The organism is Xanthomonas prunicola, assembly GCF_025266575.1.
GTDB classification, from domain to species: Bacteria; Pseudomonadota; Gammaproteobacteria; order Xanthomonadales; family Xanthomonadaceae; genus Xanthomonas; species Xanthomonas prunicola.
Genome location: NZ_CP096142.1, coordinates 880,747 through 896,529 on the forward strand (window position 1 = coordinate 880,747; position 15,783 = coordinate 896,529).

At 64.2% G+C, this 15,783-nt stretch carries 15 protein-coding genes; 6 read left to right on the forward strand and 9 right to left on the reverse strand.

The features are described 5' to 3' along the window. Positions 1-85: 85 nt before the first annotated feature. Positions 86-721: a glutathione S-transferase family protein gene (locus M0D43_RS03660; protein ID WP_260807961.1), complete on the reverse strand. Its 636-nt coding sequence runs from the start codon at positions 719-721 to the stop codon at positions 86-88. 141 nt (positions 722-862) lie between these two features. Further along, positions 863-2,380 (reverse strand): fumarate hydratase, encoded by a 1,518-nt coding sequence (locus tag M0D43_RS03665; protein ID WP_260807963.1) that lies wholly within the window; start codon positions 2,378-2,380, stop codon positions 863-865. A 280-nt stretch (positions 2,381-2,660) separates the two neighbouring features. On the opposite strand from M0D43_RS03665, the gene M0D43_RS03670 reads away from it, so the two are divergent. Next, a complete protein-coding gene (locus tag M0D43_RS03670; RefSeq protein WP_252163590.1) occupies positions 2,661-4,541 on the forward strand; it encodes an ABC transporter ATP-binding protein in 1,881 nt (626 codons plus the stop codon). A gap of 216 nt (positions 4,542-4,757) precedes the next feature. Continuing rightward, the gene (locus tag M0D43_RS03675; protein WP_252163591.1) at positions 4,758-5,537 is read left to right on the forward strand and encodes a ferredoxin--NADP reductase; all 780 of its coding nucleotides are present in this window, start codon (positions 4,758-4,760) and stop codon (positions 5,535-5,537) included. A gap of 179 nt (positions 5,538-5,716) precedes the next feature. Here the strand turns inward: M0D43_RS03675 and M0D43_RS03680 are convergent, their stop codons facing one another. Then, on the reverse strand, positions 5,717-6,202 hold the full coding sequence (locus M0D43_RS03680) for a glutathione peroxidase (RefSeq protein ID WP_252163592.1): 486 nt from the start codon (positions 6,200-6,202) through the stop codon (positions 5,717-5,719). Positions 6,203-6,438: 236 nt separating this feature from the next. Here M0D43_RS03680 and M0D43_RS03685 point away from each other — a divergent pair, with 236 nt between their 5' ends. After that, positions 6,439-8,613 (forward strand): M3 family metallopeptidase, encoded by a 2,175-nt coding sequence (locus M0D43_RS03685; RefSeq protein WP_260807965.1) that lies wholly within the window; start codon positions 6,439-6,441, stop codon positions 8,611-8,613. Between the two features lie 433 nt (positions 8,614-9,046). Here M0D43_RS03685 and M0D43_RS03690 read toward each other — a convergent pair whose 3' ends face one another. Together M0D43_RS03690 and M0D43_RS03695 are read right to left on the reverse strand one after the other, a co-directional pair. Beyond that, positions 9,047-9,760: a hypothetical protein gene (locus tag M0D43_RS03690; protein WP_260807967.1), complete on the reverse strand. Its 714-nt coding sequence runs from the start codon at positions 9,758-9,760 to the stop codon at positions 9,047-9,049. Positions 9,761-9,862: 102 nt separating this feature from the next. Next, entirely contained in the window at positions 9,863-11,197 is a 1,335-nt protein-coding gene (locus M0D43_RS03695; RefSeq protein WP_425510640.1) for a S8 family serine peptidase, read from the reverse strand. Positions 11,198-11,273: 76 nt separating this feature from the next. Here M0D43_RS03695 and M0D43_RS03700 point away from each other — a divergent pair, with 76 nt between their 5' ends. Then, the gene (locus M0D43_RS03700) at positions 11,274-11,774 is read left to right on the forward strand and encodes an RNA polymerase sigma factor (RefSeq protein WP_252163596.1); all 501 of its coding nucleotides are present in this window, start codon (positions 11,274-11,276) and stop codon (positions 11,772-11,774) included. Further along, entirely contained in the window at positions 11,771-12,520 is a 750-nt protein-coding gene (locus M0D43_RS03705; protein ID WP_252163597.1) for an anti-sigma factor, read from the forward strand. The genes M0D43_RS03700 and M0D43_RS03705 overlap by 4 nt, the downstream gene beginning before the upstream one ends. Positions 12,521-12,611: 91 nt before the next feature. On the opposite strand, the gene M0D43_RS03710 is transcribed toward M0D43_RS03705, so the two are convergent. The 3 genes from M0D43_RS03710 to M0D43_RS03720 form a co-directional block, all read right to left on the reverse strand. Then, positions 12,612-13,112: a MarR family winged helix-turn-helix transcriptional regulator gene (locus M0D43_RS03710; protein WP_252164952.1), complete on the reverse strand. Its 501-nt coding sequence runs from the start codon at positions 13,110-13,112 to the stop codon at positions 12,612-12,614. 67 nt (positions 13,113-13,179) lie between these two features. After that, complete coding sequence (locus tag M0D43_RS03715; protein WP_252163598.1) at positions 13,180-14,028, reverse strand: PdaC/RsiV family protein; 849 nt, start codon at positions 14,026-14,028, stop codon at positions 13,180-13,182. 50 nt (positions 14,029-14,078) lie between these two features. Continuing rightward, complete coding sequence (locus M0D43_RS03720) at positions 14,079-14,366, reverse strand: GNAT family N-acetyltransferase (protein WP_252163599.1); 288 nt, start codon at positions 14,364-14,366, stop codon at positions 14,079-14,081. Positions 14,367-14,576: 210 nt separating this feature from the next. Between M0D43_RS03720 and M0D43_RS03725 the strand changes: the two genes are divergently transcribed. Beyond that, positions 14,577-14,765, forward strand: a complete 189-nt coding sequence (locus M0D43_RS03725; RefSeq protein ID WP_252163600.1) for a hypothetical protein — start codon at positions 14,577-14,579, stop codon at positions 14,763-14,765. 407 nt (positions 14,766-15,172) lie between these two features. On the opposite strand, the gene M0D43_RS03730 is transcribed toward M0D43_RS03725, so the two are convergent. Next, complete coding sequence (locus M0D43_RS03730) at positions 15,173-15,781, reverse strand: rhomboid family intramembrane serine protease (RefSeq protein WP_260807972.1); 609 nt, start codon at positions 15,779-15,781, stop codon at positions 15,173-15,175. Positions 15,782-15,783: the final 2 nt, after the last annotated feature.

Below are 15,783 nucleotides of genomic sequence, written 5' to 3' on the forward strand. Positions count from 1 at the left end.
CAGAGGCCTTCTTGCGGAACGGATCACACGTCGAAGAAATCCACCTTGCCGTCCTGCACAGCATCTCGCAGTGCGCGAGGTGGACTCAGATCCAGTCCGTCAGGCCTTCCCGGCGATAGGTTTCCTGAAAAGCCGGGCGCGCCTTCATCAGGGATGCGTGCGCTTGCAGCGCCGGCCAGGTATCGGTCGGGCGTGGCATGTTGCGCGACCAGCGCATCAGCATGGTCAACATGAAATCGGCTGCCGACACGGTATGTCCGAGCAGATAGGGGCCATGGATCTGCAGATGCGCATCGACCTGGGCCCAGGCCGCTTCGAGTTTGCAGCGGGCCTGAACCTGCGCAGCCTCGGCATGCTCGGCACCAGCCGGTTCGCTCGGGTAGAACCAGGCGCGGTATGCCGGCTGCAAGGTGTTGGCGCAGAAGAACATCCATTTGTAGTACGCCGCGCGTTCGGGTGTTCCGAGCGCGGGGGCCAGCGTTGCCTGTGGATGCAGGTCGGCCAGCTGAAGCACGATTGCCGCGGCCTCGGTGAGCACTTGCCCGTCCAGTACCAGCGTGGGCACCACGCCGGCGGGATTGATCGCCAAGTACTGCGGCGATTTGTGCTCGCCGCGTTCGAAATCCAGCGGGTGCAACGCGTGCGGCACATCCAGTTCGATCAGCAGCCAATGCACCACAAATGCTGCGGTGCTGGGGGTGTGGTAAAGCGTCGTCGCCATGCAGATTCCTGAGTGTGAGCGCCTACGCAAGCTACTACACAGCCGCCTGGTAGAGGCGGCTGATGCGCTGAGTCGACTGCAGTGCGGCTACTGCACGCCCATGCCGCCTGACGACTGCTCGCGATGTGGTGCCAACCACTCTTATTCCACCACCACCGGGATCTTGCCGATGCGCGACTGCCACAGCCGGGGGCCGGTCTTGTGCACCGACTCGCCGGTGGAATCCACCGCGACCGTCACCGGCATGTCCTTGACCTCGAATTCGTAAATCGCCTCCATGCCGAGGTCTTCGAACGCGAGTACGCGCGCCGCCTTGATCGCCTTGGACACCAGATACGCCGAACCGCCGACTGCCATCAGGTAGACGGCCTTGTTGTCGCGGATCGCATCGATGGCCGCATCGCCGCGCTCGGACTTGCCGACCATGCCGAGCAGGCCGGTCTGTTCCAGCATCTGGCGGGTGAACTTGTCCATGCGCGTGGCGGTGGTCGGGCCGGCCGGGCCCACCACTTCGTCGCGTACCGGATCGACCGGGCCGACGTAATAGATGAAGCGGTTGGTGAAGTCGACCGGCAAGGTTTCGCCCTTGTTGAGCATGTCGATCATGCGCTTGTGCGCAGCGTCGCGGCCGGTCAGCAGCTTGCCGTTGAGCAGCACCACTTCGCCCGGCTTGAAGCTGGCGACCTCTTCGCGGGTGATGGTGTCCAGGTTCACCCGGCGCGCGTTGGTCGGGTTGTAGGTGAGCTTGGGCCAGTCTTCCAGCGACGGCGGGTCCAGCATCACCGGGCCGCTGCCGTCCAGGGTGAAATGCGCATGGCGGGTGGCGGCGCAATTGGGGATCAACGCCACCGGCAGGTTGGCGGCGTGGGTCGGGTAATCCTTGACCTTGATGTCCAGCACCGTGGTCAGGCCGCCCAGGCCCTGCGCACCGATGCCCAGCGCGTTGACCTTTTCGTACAGCTCCAGGCGCAGTTCTTCGGCGCGATTGGAGGCGCCGCGCGCCTGCAGGTCGACGATGTCGATCGGCTCCATCAGCGCCTCCTTGGCCAGCAGCATCGCCTTCTCGGCAGTACCGCCGATGCCGATGCCGAGCATGCCCGGCGGGCACCAGCCGGCGCCCATGGTCGGCACGGTCTTGAGCACCCAGTCGACGATGGAATCGGACGGGTTGAGCATGGCGAACTTGCTCTTGGCCTCCGAGCCGCCGCCCTTGGCCGCGACGATCACCTCAACGTGGCCGCCCGGCACGATCTTGGTGTTGACCACTGCCGGCGTGTTGTCTTTGGTATTGGTGCGCTTGCCGGCCGGGTCGGCCAGCACGCTGGCGCGCAGCTTGTTGTCCGGATGGTTGTAGGCGCGGCGCACGCCTTCGTTGACCATGTCCTCCACGCCCATCGTGGCGTCGTCCCAGCGCACGTTCATGCCGATTTCCAGGAACACGGTGACGATGCCGGTGTCCTGGCAGATCGGGCGGTGGCCTTCGGCGCACATGCGCGAATTGATCAGGATCTGCGCGATGGCGTCCTTGGCGGCCGGCGATTCTTCGCGCTCATAGGCGGCGGACAGATTCTTGATGTAGTCGACCGGGTGGTAGTAGCTGATGTACTGCAGCGCATCGGCGACGGACTGGATGAGGTCTTCCTGCTTGATCGAGGTCACGGCTGGCTCTACGGCTGGCGGGGGCAATCCGGCCATTTTAGAGCAAACAGCGGGCGCATCCTGGCGGAGCGTTTCTCTGTGCGATTCACCGGGGCGCGATGTCGCCCTTCGTCGATGCACTACTGCACTGGTGGTGCGGGGCGTGGCAAGCGAAGAATCCGCTCACCGGTGCCGGTGCAGCGGCGGGCGGTACGCCTGGCGCACCAATGGAAAGGCACGCATCCGCCCCTGCCCCTTGCCCAACACCCCACGCCCACGCTGCGGGCGGCACACTAGCGCGATGTCAGCTTCCCGTTCCGGCGCCACTGCGCCTGCCGCTCCCCGTACCGGCCCCACCCTGCGCGAGCGTCTGGATGCGCTGCGCAACCTCCCGCCGTTCCTGCGCCAGATCTGGCAGACCAGCCGCTGGCTGAGTGCCAGCAGCATCGGCTTGCGCGTGCTGCGCGCGCTGATGCCGGTGGCCTCGCTCTACATCGGCAAATTGATCATCGACGAGGCGATTCACCTGGTCGGCCAACCGCCGGCGTTCGAGTCGCTTACCCAGGCCTTGGGGAGCGGCCGCCTGAACCGCCTGCTGGAATTGCTGGCGCTGGAACTGGCGCTGGCGATCGGTTCGGACTTGCTCGGCCGGCTGGTCGGTTACGCCGATGCACTGCTGTCGGAGTTGTTCAACAACGCTGCCAGCGTGCGGCTGATGGAACATGCCGCCCAACTAGATCTGGAAGACTTCGAAGACCCGGACCGGCAGGACAAGCTGGATCGCGCGCGGCGCCAGACCATGAACCGCATGAACCTGATGAGCCAGCTGTTCGGTCAGGTGCAGGACGCCATCACCGTGGTCAGTCTGGCGGTGGGCCTGGTGGTGTATGCGCCGTGGTTGATCGTGCTGCTGGCGGTCGCGTTGATTCCGGCCTTCATCGGCGAGGCGCACTTCAATGCATTGGGGTATTCGCTCAACTTCCAGTGGACACCGGAGCGCCGCCAGCTCGATTACCTGCGCCAGGTCGGCGCCAGCGTGGAGACCGCAAAAGAAGTCAAGATTCTCAACCTGCATCGCTTCCTGATCGCGCGGTACCGGCGCCTGGCCGACAAGTTCTTCCAGGCCAACCGCGCACTGGCGCGCAAGCGTGCGTTGTGGGGAGCGTTGCTGGCGGCACTGGGGACGTTGGGTTACTACATGGCCTACGGCTACATCGCCTGGCGGACGGTGCGTGGCGATTTCAGCATCGGCGATCTGACCTTTCTGGCCGGTAGCTTTCTGCGCTTGCGGCAATTACTGGAAGGCTTGCTGATCGGTTTTTCCCAGGTCGCCGGCCAAGCGCTGTATCTGGACGATCTGTACTCGTTCTTCAACATCGTGCCGGACATCCGCTCGCGCCCCAATGCCTTGCCGGTGCCGCGCCCGATCCGTCAGGGCTTCGTGTTCGAGGACGTGGGCTTCCGTTATCCGGATGCCGAGCAATGGACGGTGCGGCACCTGGATTTCGAACTGCGCGCCGGCGAAGTGCTGGCCCTGGTCGGCGAAAACGGCGCCGGCAAGACCACCCTGGTCAAGCTGCTGGCGCGGCTGTACGACCCGGATGAAGGCCGCATCCTGCTCGATGGGCAGGACCTGCGCGACTACGACCTGGACGATCTGCGCGCCAATCTGGGGGTGATTTTTCAGGACTTCGTGCGCTACCACCTGAGCGTGGGCGAAAACATCGGCGTCGGCCAGGTCGATGCGATGAACGATACGCCGCGCATCCAGGCCGCTGCGCAGCGCGCGATGGCCGGCGAGCTGATCGACGGCCTGCCCGATGGCTACGACCAATTGATCGGCCGACGCTTCAAGAACAGCGTGGATCTGTCCGGCGGGCAATGGCAGAAGATCGCCATCGCCCGCGCCTACATGCGCGATGCGCAGCTGATGATCCTGGACGAACCCACCGCCGCACTGGATGCGCGCAGCGAATTCGAGGTGTTCCAGCGCTTCAAGGAACTGTCGGACAACCGCACTGCGGTGCTGATCTCGCACCGCTTTTCCAGCGTGCGCATGGCCGACCGCATCCTGGTGCTCGCCGCCGGCCGCATCGAGGCTAATGGCACCCACGAAGAACTCATGGCGCAGGGCGGGCGCTATGCGGAACTGTTCGAGTTGCAGGCGGCGGGGTATCGGTGAGGCCGGGAATCGGGAATCGGGAATCGTTAAAAGCGGCGTTCCCGCCGTCTGATCGGTGCTGAGCGTCTTGCCACGGAGGCATCCGGGGTCCTTATGCAGCTGCCCCATTCCCCATTCCCTATTCCCCATTCCCCATTCCCGGCCAAATGAGAGCCCCTCTCATTTGGCCGGCTTGAGGTAGAATTGGCCGGTACTCTTCCCACGGCACTTACCGGTATGTCTTCCGCTTTTGGCGCCGAAACGGTGCTTGAGGTCCGTCACTGGACCGATGCCTACTTCAGCTTCACCACGACCCGCGATGCCGGTTTCCGTTTCGAAAACGGGCAGTTCGTGATGATCGGTCTGGAAACCGAAACGCGCCCGCTGCTGCGTGCGTACTCGATCGCCAGCGCAAATTGGGAAGAACATCTGGAGTTCTTCAGCATCAAGGTGCCGGACGGCCCGCTGACCTCGCGGCTGCAGCACATCAAACCGGGCGACAAGGTCCTGGTCGGCAAGAAGCCCACCGGCACGCTGCTGATCAGCGATCTGCATCCGGGCCGCAACCTGTATCTGCTGGGTACCGGTACCGGCCTGGCGCCGTGGCTGTCGATCATCAAGGACCCGGAAACCTACGAGCGCTTCGACAAGGTGATCCTCACCCAGGGCGTGCGCTTCGTGCAGGATCTGGCCTACCGCGATTACTTCGAACGCGAGTTGCCGCAGCACGAATTCCTCGGCGATCTGCTGCGCGAAAAATTGCTGTACTACCCGGCGGTCACGCGCGAAGCCTTCGCCAATCAAGGCCGTTTGACCGAGCTGATGGCCGATGGCCGCATGCAGCAGACACTCGGATTGCCGACGTTGGATCCGGCCAACGACCGCTTCATGATCTGCGGCAGCCCGCAAATGCTAGCCGACCTGCGCACCCTGCTGGATAGCCGCGGTTTCCAGACGTCGCCGCGCATCGGCACGCCTGGGCATTACGTGTTCGAGCGCGCCTTCGTCGAAAAGTGATGCGGCACACGGCAGCGCTGTTATTGCATCCTCGAAGGAGCGCACCTGGGCGCGACCGAGCAGTCCCGGTAATGCCTCATCCTCGGCATAACGCCTCATCTCCTCGGTAAAACCGCGTCGCGCCCGGGTGCGCTCCTACGGTCTGGGCTTGTTGAAAAGTTGGGCATGCGCGCGCGACATCACGCGGCCAGCGCGCGTTCGATGTCCGCGACCAGGGCCTCCGGCTTGGTGGTCGGTGCGTAGCGCTCCAGCACGGTGCCGTCGCGGCCGATCAGGAACTTGGTGAAGTTCCATTTGATCGCTTCGGACCCAAGCAGGCCGCGCTGTTCGTGCTTGAGCCATTGCCACAGCGGATGCGCACCGCTGCCGTTGACCTCGACCTTGGACGCCAGCGGAAAATCCACCGCGTAGTCGAGCGAGCAGAATTGGCGGATCTGCGCCGCATCGCCCGGCTCCTGATGGCCGAACTGATCGCACGGAAATCCGATCACCACCAGCCCGCGCTCGCGGTAGCACTGCCATAAGGCCTGCAAGCCGGCGTACTGCGGCGTAAAGCCGCATTTGGATGCCACATTCACCACCAACAGCACCTTGCCGGCATAGTCGCGCATGGTCTGCGTGCGGCCGTCGAGGTCGGTGAATTCAAAGGTGGAGAGATCGCTCATGCCGGGCTCGGTCGTTCGGAGGAGTGCCAGCGTAGCGCAGCCGTTGGAGTGCGGTACTGCCGTCGTCCTGTGTGCTCAGCAGCCCGTCCACATTGACGCCGGCGATGCGGTCGCGCTCGCCTCCATCGACCACGTTCGCCCATGGCGCACGTTGACCTTGCAGCCATGCCTTTTGTCACACGCCTGTCCCGGCGGGCTGGGTTAGCCTCGGCGGCTCGCACTTTGGAGCTACCTTCTTGACCACCCGTCTCGCTTTTGCCCTGGCCGCTTCCCTGGGACTTGCCATGCCGTCCTACAGCATCGCCGCACCCGCGACCACGCAGGCTGCCACCCAAGCCAACCCCTTCTTTGCCGACAGCACGCTACCGCTGCATTACCCGCAGTTCGACAAAATCACCGACAGCGACTTTGCACCGGCCTTCGACGCCGGCATGGCCGAGCAGTTGAAGGAAGTGGACAAGATCGCCAACCAGAAAGCCAAGCCGAGCTTGGACAACACCCTCATCGCGCTGGAAAAGAGCGGCGCCACGCTCGACCGCGCCACCACCGTGTTCTTCAATCTGGTCGGTGCCGACACCAACGACGCACGCAAGAAGCTGCAGGCCGACTACTCGGCCAAGTTTGCCGCGCATCGCGATGCGATCTCGCTCAACAGCAAGCTGTTCGCGCGCATCCAGACCTTGTACGACCAGCGCGCCAAGCTGGGCCTGGACGCACAAAGCCTGCGCCTGGTCGAGAAGTACTACAGCGACTTCGTCCGTGACGGCGCCAAGCTCTCCGATGCCGACAAGACCACGCTCAAGGCGATGAATGCCGAGCTGGCCAACCTCGGCACCACCTTCAGCCAGAACGTGCTGGCCGAGGTCAACGCCGCTGCAGTGGTGGTGGATGACGTCAAGCAGCTCGATGGTCTGTCCGAAGAACAGATCGCCGCTGCCGCCGAAGCGGCCAAGGCGCGCAAGCTCGATGGCAAGTACGTCATCGTGCTGCTCAATACCACCGGCCAACCGCCGCTGACCCAGCTGAAGAATCGTGAGTTGCGCAAGAAGATCTACGACGCCTCGGTGTCGCGCGGCAGCCACGGCGGTCAGTACGACAACACCGCGCTGGTGTCGCGCATCATGAAGCTGCGCGCCGACAAGGCCAAGCTGCTCGGCTTCCCCACGTATGCCGCGTATTCGCTGGAAAACCAGACCGCCAAGACTCCCGAAGCGGTCAACGCCATGCTCGGCAAGTTGGCGCCGGCTGCGGTGGCCAACGCCAAGCGCGAGGCCGCCGATCTGCAGGCGATGATCGACAAGGAACAAAAAGCCGCACGCAAGCCGACCTTCAAACTCGAAGCCTGGGATTGGGCCTACTACAGCGAGAAGGTGCGCCAGGCTAAATACGACTTCGACGAGTCGCAGCTCAAGCCGTACTTCGAGCTCAAGAACGTGCTGGAAAACGGCGTGTTCTATGCGGCCAACCAGGAATACGGCCTGACCTTCAAGCAGCGCACCGACCTGCCGACTTACCGCGACGACATCACCGTCTATGACGTGTTCGACGCCGACGGCAAGCAGTTGGCGATCTTCATTGCCGACATGTATGCGCGCGAATCCAAGCGCGGTGGCGCATGGATGAACTCCTACGTGTCGCAGTCGGATCTGACCGGTTTCAAGCCGGTGGTGGCCAATCACCTCAACATTCCCAAGCCGCCGGCCGGCCAGCCGACGTTGCTGACCTGGGACGAAGTCACCACCATGTTCCATGAGTTCGGCCATGCGCTGCACGGCATGTTCTCCGACGTCAAATACCCGTATTTCTCCGGCACCAGCGTGCCGCGCGACTTCGTCGAGTTCCCCTCGCAGGTCAACGAGATGTGGGCCGACGAGCCGTCCATCCTGAAGAACTACGCCAAGCATTATCAGAACGGCTCGCCGATGCCGCAGGCACTGCTGGACAAGGTGATTGCCGCGTCCAAGTTCAATCAGGGCTTTGCCACTACCGAGTATCTGGGTGCGGCAATGCTGGATCAGAACTGGCATCAGGTCAGCGCCAACCAAGTACCGGACGCCGCTGGCGTGATGGCATTCGAAGCCAAGGCGCTGCAGCAGGACGGCATCGCCTATGCACCGGTGCCGCCGCGCTACAAGACGCCGTATTTCAGCCACATCATGGGCGGTTACGCAGCGGGCTATTACGCCTACATCTGGTCGGAAGTGCTGGACGCCAATACCCAGCAGTGGTTCAAGCAGCACGGTGGTCTGAGCCGCGCCAATGGCGATCGTTTCCGCAAGACTCTGCTCTCGCGCGGCGGTAGCGTGGATGCGATGGAGCTGTTCCAGAACTTTGCCGGGCATGCGCCGCAGATCGAGCCGCTGCTCGAAAAGCGTGGCCTGACCGAGACAGGGGAAACGCCAAAGCGCTGAGTCCAAAGCGGCTGGCGATGATGCATCGTTCGCTGGCCAGCTATCAACGCGTGCCCCCCTCTCCCGCCGGGGCACGCATGTTTGAGCGCCGCCCCCACCGATCGCATGCAGCGCACTGGCCCAGCATTCCCAGATCGGTGCTTGATCGCAAATTTCGCCGATGCGCTCTTCTGCTGCGCACGGAAGGCACCCCGAAGGGGGGATAAAAGCGACTCCCGCAGTGATGCGGCTTATGCGCCTTGTCGGCTTGTCGGGCACGTGCGCAGTACCGCCATCGGCACAGGTGCGATTGACACGCCCAGTGCGTTCAACTCAATGGCACTTCGCTCATTGACGCTCTCCACAAACAACAACGGCGCCCGGTGAACCGGGCGCCGCTGAACTGCCTCTGCAGCCACGACCACGCATCTGTTTTTCGCGGACTCAGGTCAGGTTACTGCCCCTGACTCGAAGCGCTGGTGTCGACGCCCGCACCGACCGAACCGCTGGCATTGCCCTGTCCATTCCCGGCTTGCACGGCACCAGACCCGGATGCGCTGGCCCCGCCCGACACCCGCGCCGAGGACGGGCTCATGCTGGCGTTAGCAGTGTGCGAGGCGCTTCCGCCAGCTGCACCACTCCCGCTCAGCGCCGGAGTGCCTAGCGTGCCGGCATGACTGGAGGCAGCGGCTCCTTGAACTGTCTGCATGCCAGCCGAGCCAGTCGCGCGGGCAGCGGTCTGCGCGCTGCCGACAGCACTGTTCGCGCCGCTACGTGCCATCTGCGCGGCGTTACGCGCTGTCGCTACGCTACTGGCGGCCGTTGTCTCGGTCATGGTCTTTGCCCCCATGGCGGCATCGCCGGCGGCATCCTTCGTCGCCGAGGCGGCAACGGCACCGCGCGCGGCGGTCCGCTGCGCTGCGCCACGCACATGCCGCGACTGCGCATCGATCGCACGCTGCCCGTGGTCGAGCGTAGACCCCGCGCCCAGGGTGCCAGCGCCGCCCACGTTACCGCCAAGCGTCGCACCGCCCACCCCACCGACGGTGCCGCCCACCGTCCCGGTGAGTCCGCCGGCACCGCCGAGTGCCTGCGCGCCCGCCAGCCCGGGGCCCAGCGCCAACACCGCAACCATCACCGCACTGGAGATCAAGGTCGTGTTCTTCATCGCTATCTCCTCCGCTGCCGCAGCCAATCTGCGGCCTCACCCAACCATACGAACCGAACGCAAGCGGTCATCCCGACCTGACCTTACGCAGACAGGAAGCATTCACCGCTCCGGCACTCGCTGCAGGGGGAGCTCTTCGCCCAGCACGCCGTAGCCATACACCGGGTCGACGCCGCTCGCACCAAGGTCGTGCGCGCTGCCTTGCAACTGTGCACGCAGCGCAGCAGCGGCCTGAGGATCGGGCTGCGCGAGGGATTGCGCCGCGATCCGCGCCACCAGCGGTGCAGCGAAAGAGGTTCCGCGCTGCCGTCTCCACTGCCCTTGCGGCGCGGCGGCAATGATGTCGCCGATCGCGGCAAACACCACCTGGGTACCGCGCCCGGCCTCCGGCAGGACACGCAGCCGCGTGTCGACCGCAGTCACGCCGATCACACCGGGATAGGAGGCCGGATAAAGCGGCGGCGCCGCCGGTCCATCGTTGCCGACGGCCGCCACCAGCAAATGACCGCGTGCCACCAACGCGGCCACCGCACGTTCCAGCAGCCGGTTAGGTGCCCCGACCAGGCTGATATTGATCACCGCGACGCCTTGCTGCGCCATCCAGGCCAACGCAGCGACCAGTTCGACCGCTGCACCGTCGCTGGATGTACCGCAATACAGATCGGCCGCATATAGGGTGCGCGCGATGGGACCATGCGTAACCGCGCGTCCGGCCAACAGCGATGCCACCGCAGTGCCGTGGACCTGAGGGCGCGCGCGTCCATCGCATCCCCAGCGCTGGACCTGTACACCGACCAGCGCAGGATGCGCCGCGTCGACACCGCTATCGATCAGCCCCACCCGAAACCCCGCCGCCGCATCGGTCTGAGCCGAACCGGCAGGCGCCTGGACAGCGGGCGCCTCGCCGGCCTGGGACTCGCTATAGAGATGGTTGTAGACATACTCGCCCTGCGGGTCGAGCTGGCGCAGCCGCTGCATCGCCTGTTGCGTTGCCAGACCCGACGGCGCGCGCAACACCACCACGCGCAACCCGAGCGCATCGAAGCCGCGTTGCTCTGCGACGACGAAACCGGCTGTCTGCGCTGTCTGCAAGGCCGCTGGACTCGGCGCCAACGCCACGATCTGACCACGCATCACGATCGCGCCATCGGCATCGCGATCCAGATCGCGCGGCCGCGCACGCACAAGCGCATCCAGGCGCAGCCTGCGCAACCGCCGCAGATCGCCCTGCGCTTGCTGCAACGCGCGATCCGGCGCAGCCGACAGCGGCGGTACGGCTTGCGTCACGTCGTTCGCCAGCCCTCCGACAGAGGGCAACGCAAGTTGCGCCGACACCGGCTGGCCGACAGCCAATAGTGCAAGCCAGCACCAGCGCGTGCCCCGGATTTTCGCCATCGCCCACCCCACCATGGTCGCTTGTTGCGTGCCATGCCACACTAATCGCGCCTCGCAGACGCACCGTGAACGCTTACAGCGTGCACGGAAGAAAACCACCTTGCCAGACGTATAGCTGATGAATGAGCTTGACCCTGTGGCAACCGTCAGCGACGGCATCTGTGCACTGCTACCGCGACTCAGGCGTTTCGCGCGCGCGATTGCCGGCCATCAGGCCGATGCCGACGATCTGCTGCAGGTGGCGATCGAACGGGCTTTGCGTCATTGCGCGCAGTGGCGGCCGGAAACGCCGCTGCAATATTGGCTGTTTGGCATCATCCGTCATGCCTGGCTCGATGAAGTTCGCGCGCAGCGGCGCAGACGCCAGCTGTTCGTCAGCGCCGCAGAAGGAGAACAGGTAGGCGACAGCCCGATGGAGCGCCAGCAGGAGTGGATGGCGGTACAGACGGCGATGACGCAGTTGCCCGACGAGCAACGGTGGCCGATCGCCTTGGTGTTGATCGAGGGGTTGTCGTATCGGGACGCCGCAGCGGTCCTGGAAATCCCGATCGGCACCCTGACCAGTCGCCTGGCACGCGGCCGCGAAGCGCTACAGGCGTTATTGGAGGAAACCCCGTGAAGGACATCGACCAATCCATTCTGCAGGCGTACGCAGACGGCGCGTTGACACCGGACCAGGCCGAACGCGTCGAAGCCGCGCTAGCGGCCGATCCGCAGCGGGCTGCGGAGGTGCGTCAGTTGCAGCAGGTGAAAGCGCGACTGCGCAACGGCTATGCACCGGTGCTCGAGGAACCCATCCCGGCGCACTTGCTGGATGCGGTGCGACAGCGCCCACCGACCTCGCCGCAGAGCTCTGTCATCACGGCCACCGTCCCTACCCAAGCGCCGGTGCCTGCAATGCAGCGGCATCCAACGCGGCGTTGGGCTGTGCCCGGTTCGATCGCGGCCGCGCTGCTGATCGGCCTCTGGCTGTGGCAACGTCAGCCGCCGCAGCCTGCGCCGTCTGCCGTGTTGGCCGAGCAAGGACACGACGCCGGCGGTGCACTTGCGCTGGCACTGGACCGCCAGCTTTCCGGCGAGCAGCAGGACGAGGTTCGCATGGGCCTGAGTTTTCGCGCGCGCGATGGCCACTATTGCCGCAGCTTTTCACTGAAATCCAGCCACGCTGGATTGGCTTGCCGTCAGGGTGAGCGCTGGCGCATCGAAGTGGTTGCGCCGATGCAGCCGCAAGGCAACGACAGCGAGTTGCGCATGGCCTCCAGCACACTGCCGACGGCCTTATTGGATGCCATCGACGCGCGCATCGACGGCCAGGCCCTCGACGCCGAAGGCGAGCGCAATGCGCGCGCGCGCCAGTGGCGTTAAGCCACGCGCCGAATGCGGCCTGGCGCAAGCGCATCGTGCACCTGCAGTCAACCGCGAACCGCACGACAGTGGTCGCACGGTCCGGAAGGACTCACTCGGGAATCCCATCCACGCTCTCCAGCAGCTTCTTCAACAGCTTTTCCAAACGCAGCTGTTCGGCTTCACTCATGCTCGCGGTCTCTGCATTCACCAGCGTGCAGACATCGGGCAAGAGGCTTTCGATCAAGGCCAACCCGGCAGGCAGCAGCGTCAGTACGATCTTGCGCCGATCGTCTGAACTGCTGGCACGCATAATCAGCCCCTTCTCGCATAGCTGATCGGTCAGCCGGGTGATGTTGGCCGGTTTTTCGCTGGCGGCTTCGGCCACCTCGGTCGGCGTGATCGTTTGCTCCGACGTGCCGTAGAGCATCATCAGAATCTCGTATTCGGGCGGACTGATGCCATATGGCTTGAGCAGTGCACAGGCCTGCGTGTGCAGTCGCTTGTAGAGATGCTTGATCAGTCTCACCAGCACTGCCGGCTCCCGCGGGAACGCTGGATAACGCACGCAGGTATGGTCCACGCGCCTTGCGGTTGGATCGAAACTACTCATATCACCCGTTTGGAATACATTACTGAATGGCCGCGCCATTCAATCACATCAAGCGCTGCGCAACACCTCAGCGAGCGAAGAGATGTACATATTCCGGTGCGACCCAAGGCAGTAATGTGGAGGCAGCGACCTCTGCCGTTTGCGTGCCATCCGAGTACGGGCCCACCTGATACGGCGGAAACACGAACCGCACGGCAGTGATCTGCCCGCTCGCATTCAACACCGGCACAAATTGTGCAAAATTATCCACCTGCGCTGCAGTACCTTCGGCAATCATGCGATCGGCCGATGCAACCTGTTCGGCCTGCTCTTCTACCGGCACGCGATCCGCTTGGACGCGCTGGGTCGCTGCAGCATGCAATTGCGCCGCGACCTCGCTCCCGATTTTTCCCCAGCCTGCCGGGTCCGGAATCAGCGCCTGCGCGGTCAATTGCTTGCGCTCCTTGACCAACCATACCAAGCGCGCCACCAGCGGCTCGCCATGCGCACCGCCGGTGTAACGGCTGCCGTCGGCAGAAATCACGATCAGGTCGGGGGTCTGCAACATGGTCTCGAACGCCAGCGACAGCTCATACGGCACGGCCGGCTTGTCGTTGCCCAGGCCGGACACGGCTTGCATCAGTTCGGCACGCGCGTCCTGCGCATAGCCGCGAATGAGCGCAGTGAGTTCCGGATACGCATCCAGCCCGTGCGGATAGCTGATGCCCACCATATAGGCTGGCGCATGCTCGATCACATCTTCCAGCGGGCCGCCGCTCTCTACGACGGTCGGCGCTGCAGGCGGCGCTGTCGCGACCGCTGCTCCAGTTGCGGGCTCGCTCGGCTCTGCGGCTGTCGGTGCACGTTGCGTACACCCTGCCAACGCGACCAACACCAACAAGCCCTGCACTGCCTTGACTCCAAGCAACCGCCCCATTACCGCCCGCTCCCCTGATAAATAGCGTTACGAAAAGACTCGACTGCTGGTCAGGCCAGCAGATCCTGAAATTGCGGATGTCGCCGCACGTAGGCATCGGCATAGCTGCAGGCCGGCACCACTTTCAAACCGCTTTGGCGTGCATAGTCCAGAGCAGCCTCGACCAGCACTGCAGCGATACCGCGTCCGCCGATCGCGTCTGGCACCTGCGTGTGGGTGATGGTCATGATCTCGCACTGGCTGCGATACGCCAGCTCGGCGCGATGTCCATCGGTATCTATGTTGAAACGCTGCCGGGCAAGATCGTGTGCTGCGTGCACTGTCGACGCCTCTCTCATTGTCTGCGCCAAGCAGGAAGTGGTCGCCAGTGTGACCAGCGCGACGCCGCGCCTGCGTGAAAGTGAATCGATGCTGTGATCGGCGGCGCAGCTTGCGGAAAGCGCGCTCAAGTTCGCTGGGCAGGCGCCGATAGCTGACCCGAAGGCAATGGCTGCAACCGGTCTGCGGAAGCCGCCGACGTCTTCGCCTATCTAAGAGGAAGCCACCGCATGAACCACGATTCGGCAGGACACAGCGCAGACAGCGATAGCTCGTTGCTGGAAAACTTGTTCCAGTTCGCACTCAAAGGCGATACCCACAATCCGGATTTCACGCAGCTCAACGATACCGTGTACGAGCGCCTGCAGCAGGCCTACGGCGTGGCATCCAGCACTGACCAGGAACGCAACGCGGCCTGAGCGGGCGGCGCTGCGCCGTGGCGGTCTCGTCCGTGACGCAGTCGTCGACCGCATTGAGCATGCCGCCGCCGGCTGCGTACCGATGGCGTTGTCTGGAACTGGAGCAGCAGCAAGAAGCCGGCTAGTTCAGGCATCGCTGCACCCGGCCAGTGACTGCGCGCCCTATTGCGAGCCGCCCTCATCTGCCAGACCCACGCCACCGCGGCGCGTCGGCCCGGCTCGGCCTTACTAGCAGCTACTAATCCGCTTCCCGCGGCGGCCCGCTCCGTTCGACCCTGCTGCCGTCGAGCGCCACACTGCGCTTGCTTCAACCACCGTTCGCGCTATGCGACGACTCGGAAACACCCGCTATCAACAGGGGATTGCAAGCCGCCTTATGCCAACACAATCGCCTTGCCGGCCCGCGCTTAGCCGAAGCGCGGATTGGACAGCTGTTCCAGGAACACCTGCCACACGCGCGGCTCCATGATCAGCATGAACATCACACCGAACGCGGCGCCGGCCAGATGCGCGCTGTGGTTGATGCGATCGCCGCCACGGCGGTCCATCCACAGGCTGTAGCCGACGTAGAACACCGCATAGATGATCGCCGGCGCCGGAATGAACAGCACCAGGATGATCGTCCATGGCTGCAGCAGGATGAAGGCGAACAACACCGCTGAGACCGCACCGGACGCGCCCAGGCTGAGGTAATTGGGATTCTTCTGATTCTTCAGGTAGCTGGGCAGGATCGAGACCACCAGTGCAGCCAGATAGAACAACGGATAGGTCAGCACGCTGCCGGTGAGCTCGGCCATCACCTGCTCGATCACCCGGCCGAAGAAGAACAGCGTGACCATATTGAAGACCAGGTGCCCCAGGTCGGCATGGATGAAGCCGTAGGTCACCAGGCGGTCGTACTGCTTGTGCTTGTCCACCGCCGGCGGCCACAGGATCAGCCGGTCGCTCAACTTGCGGTTGTTGAACGCCATCCACGAGACGATGCCGGTGATGGCGATCAGGATCAGGGTAATCATGC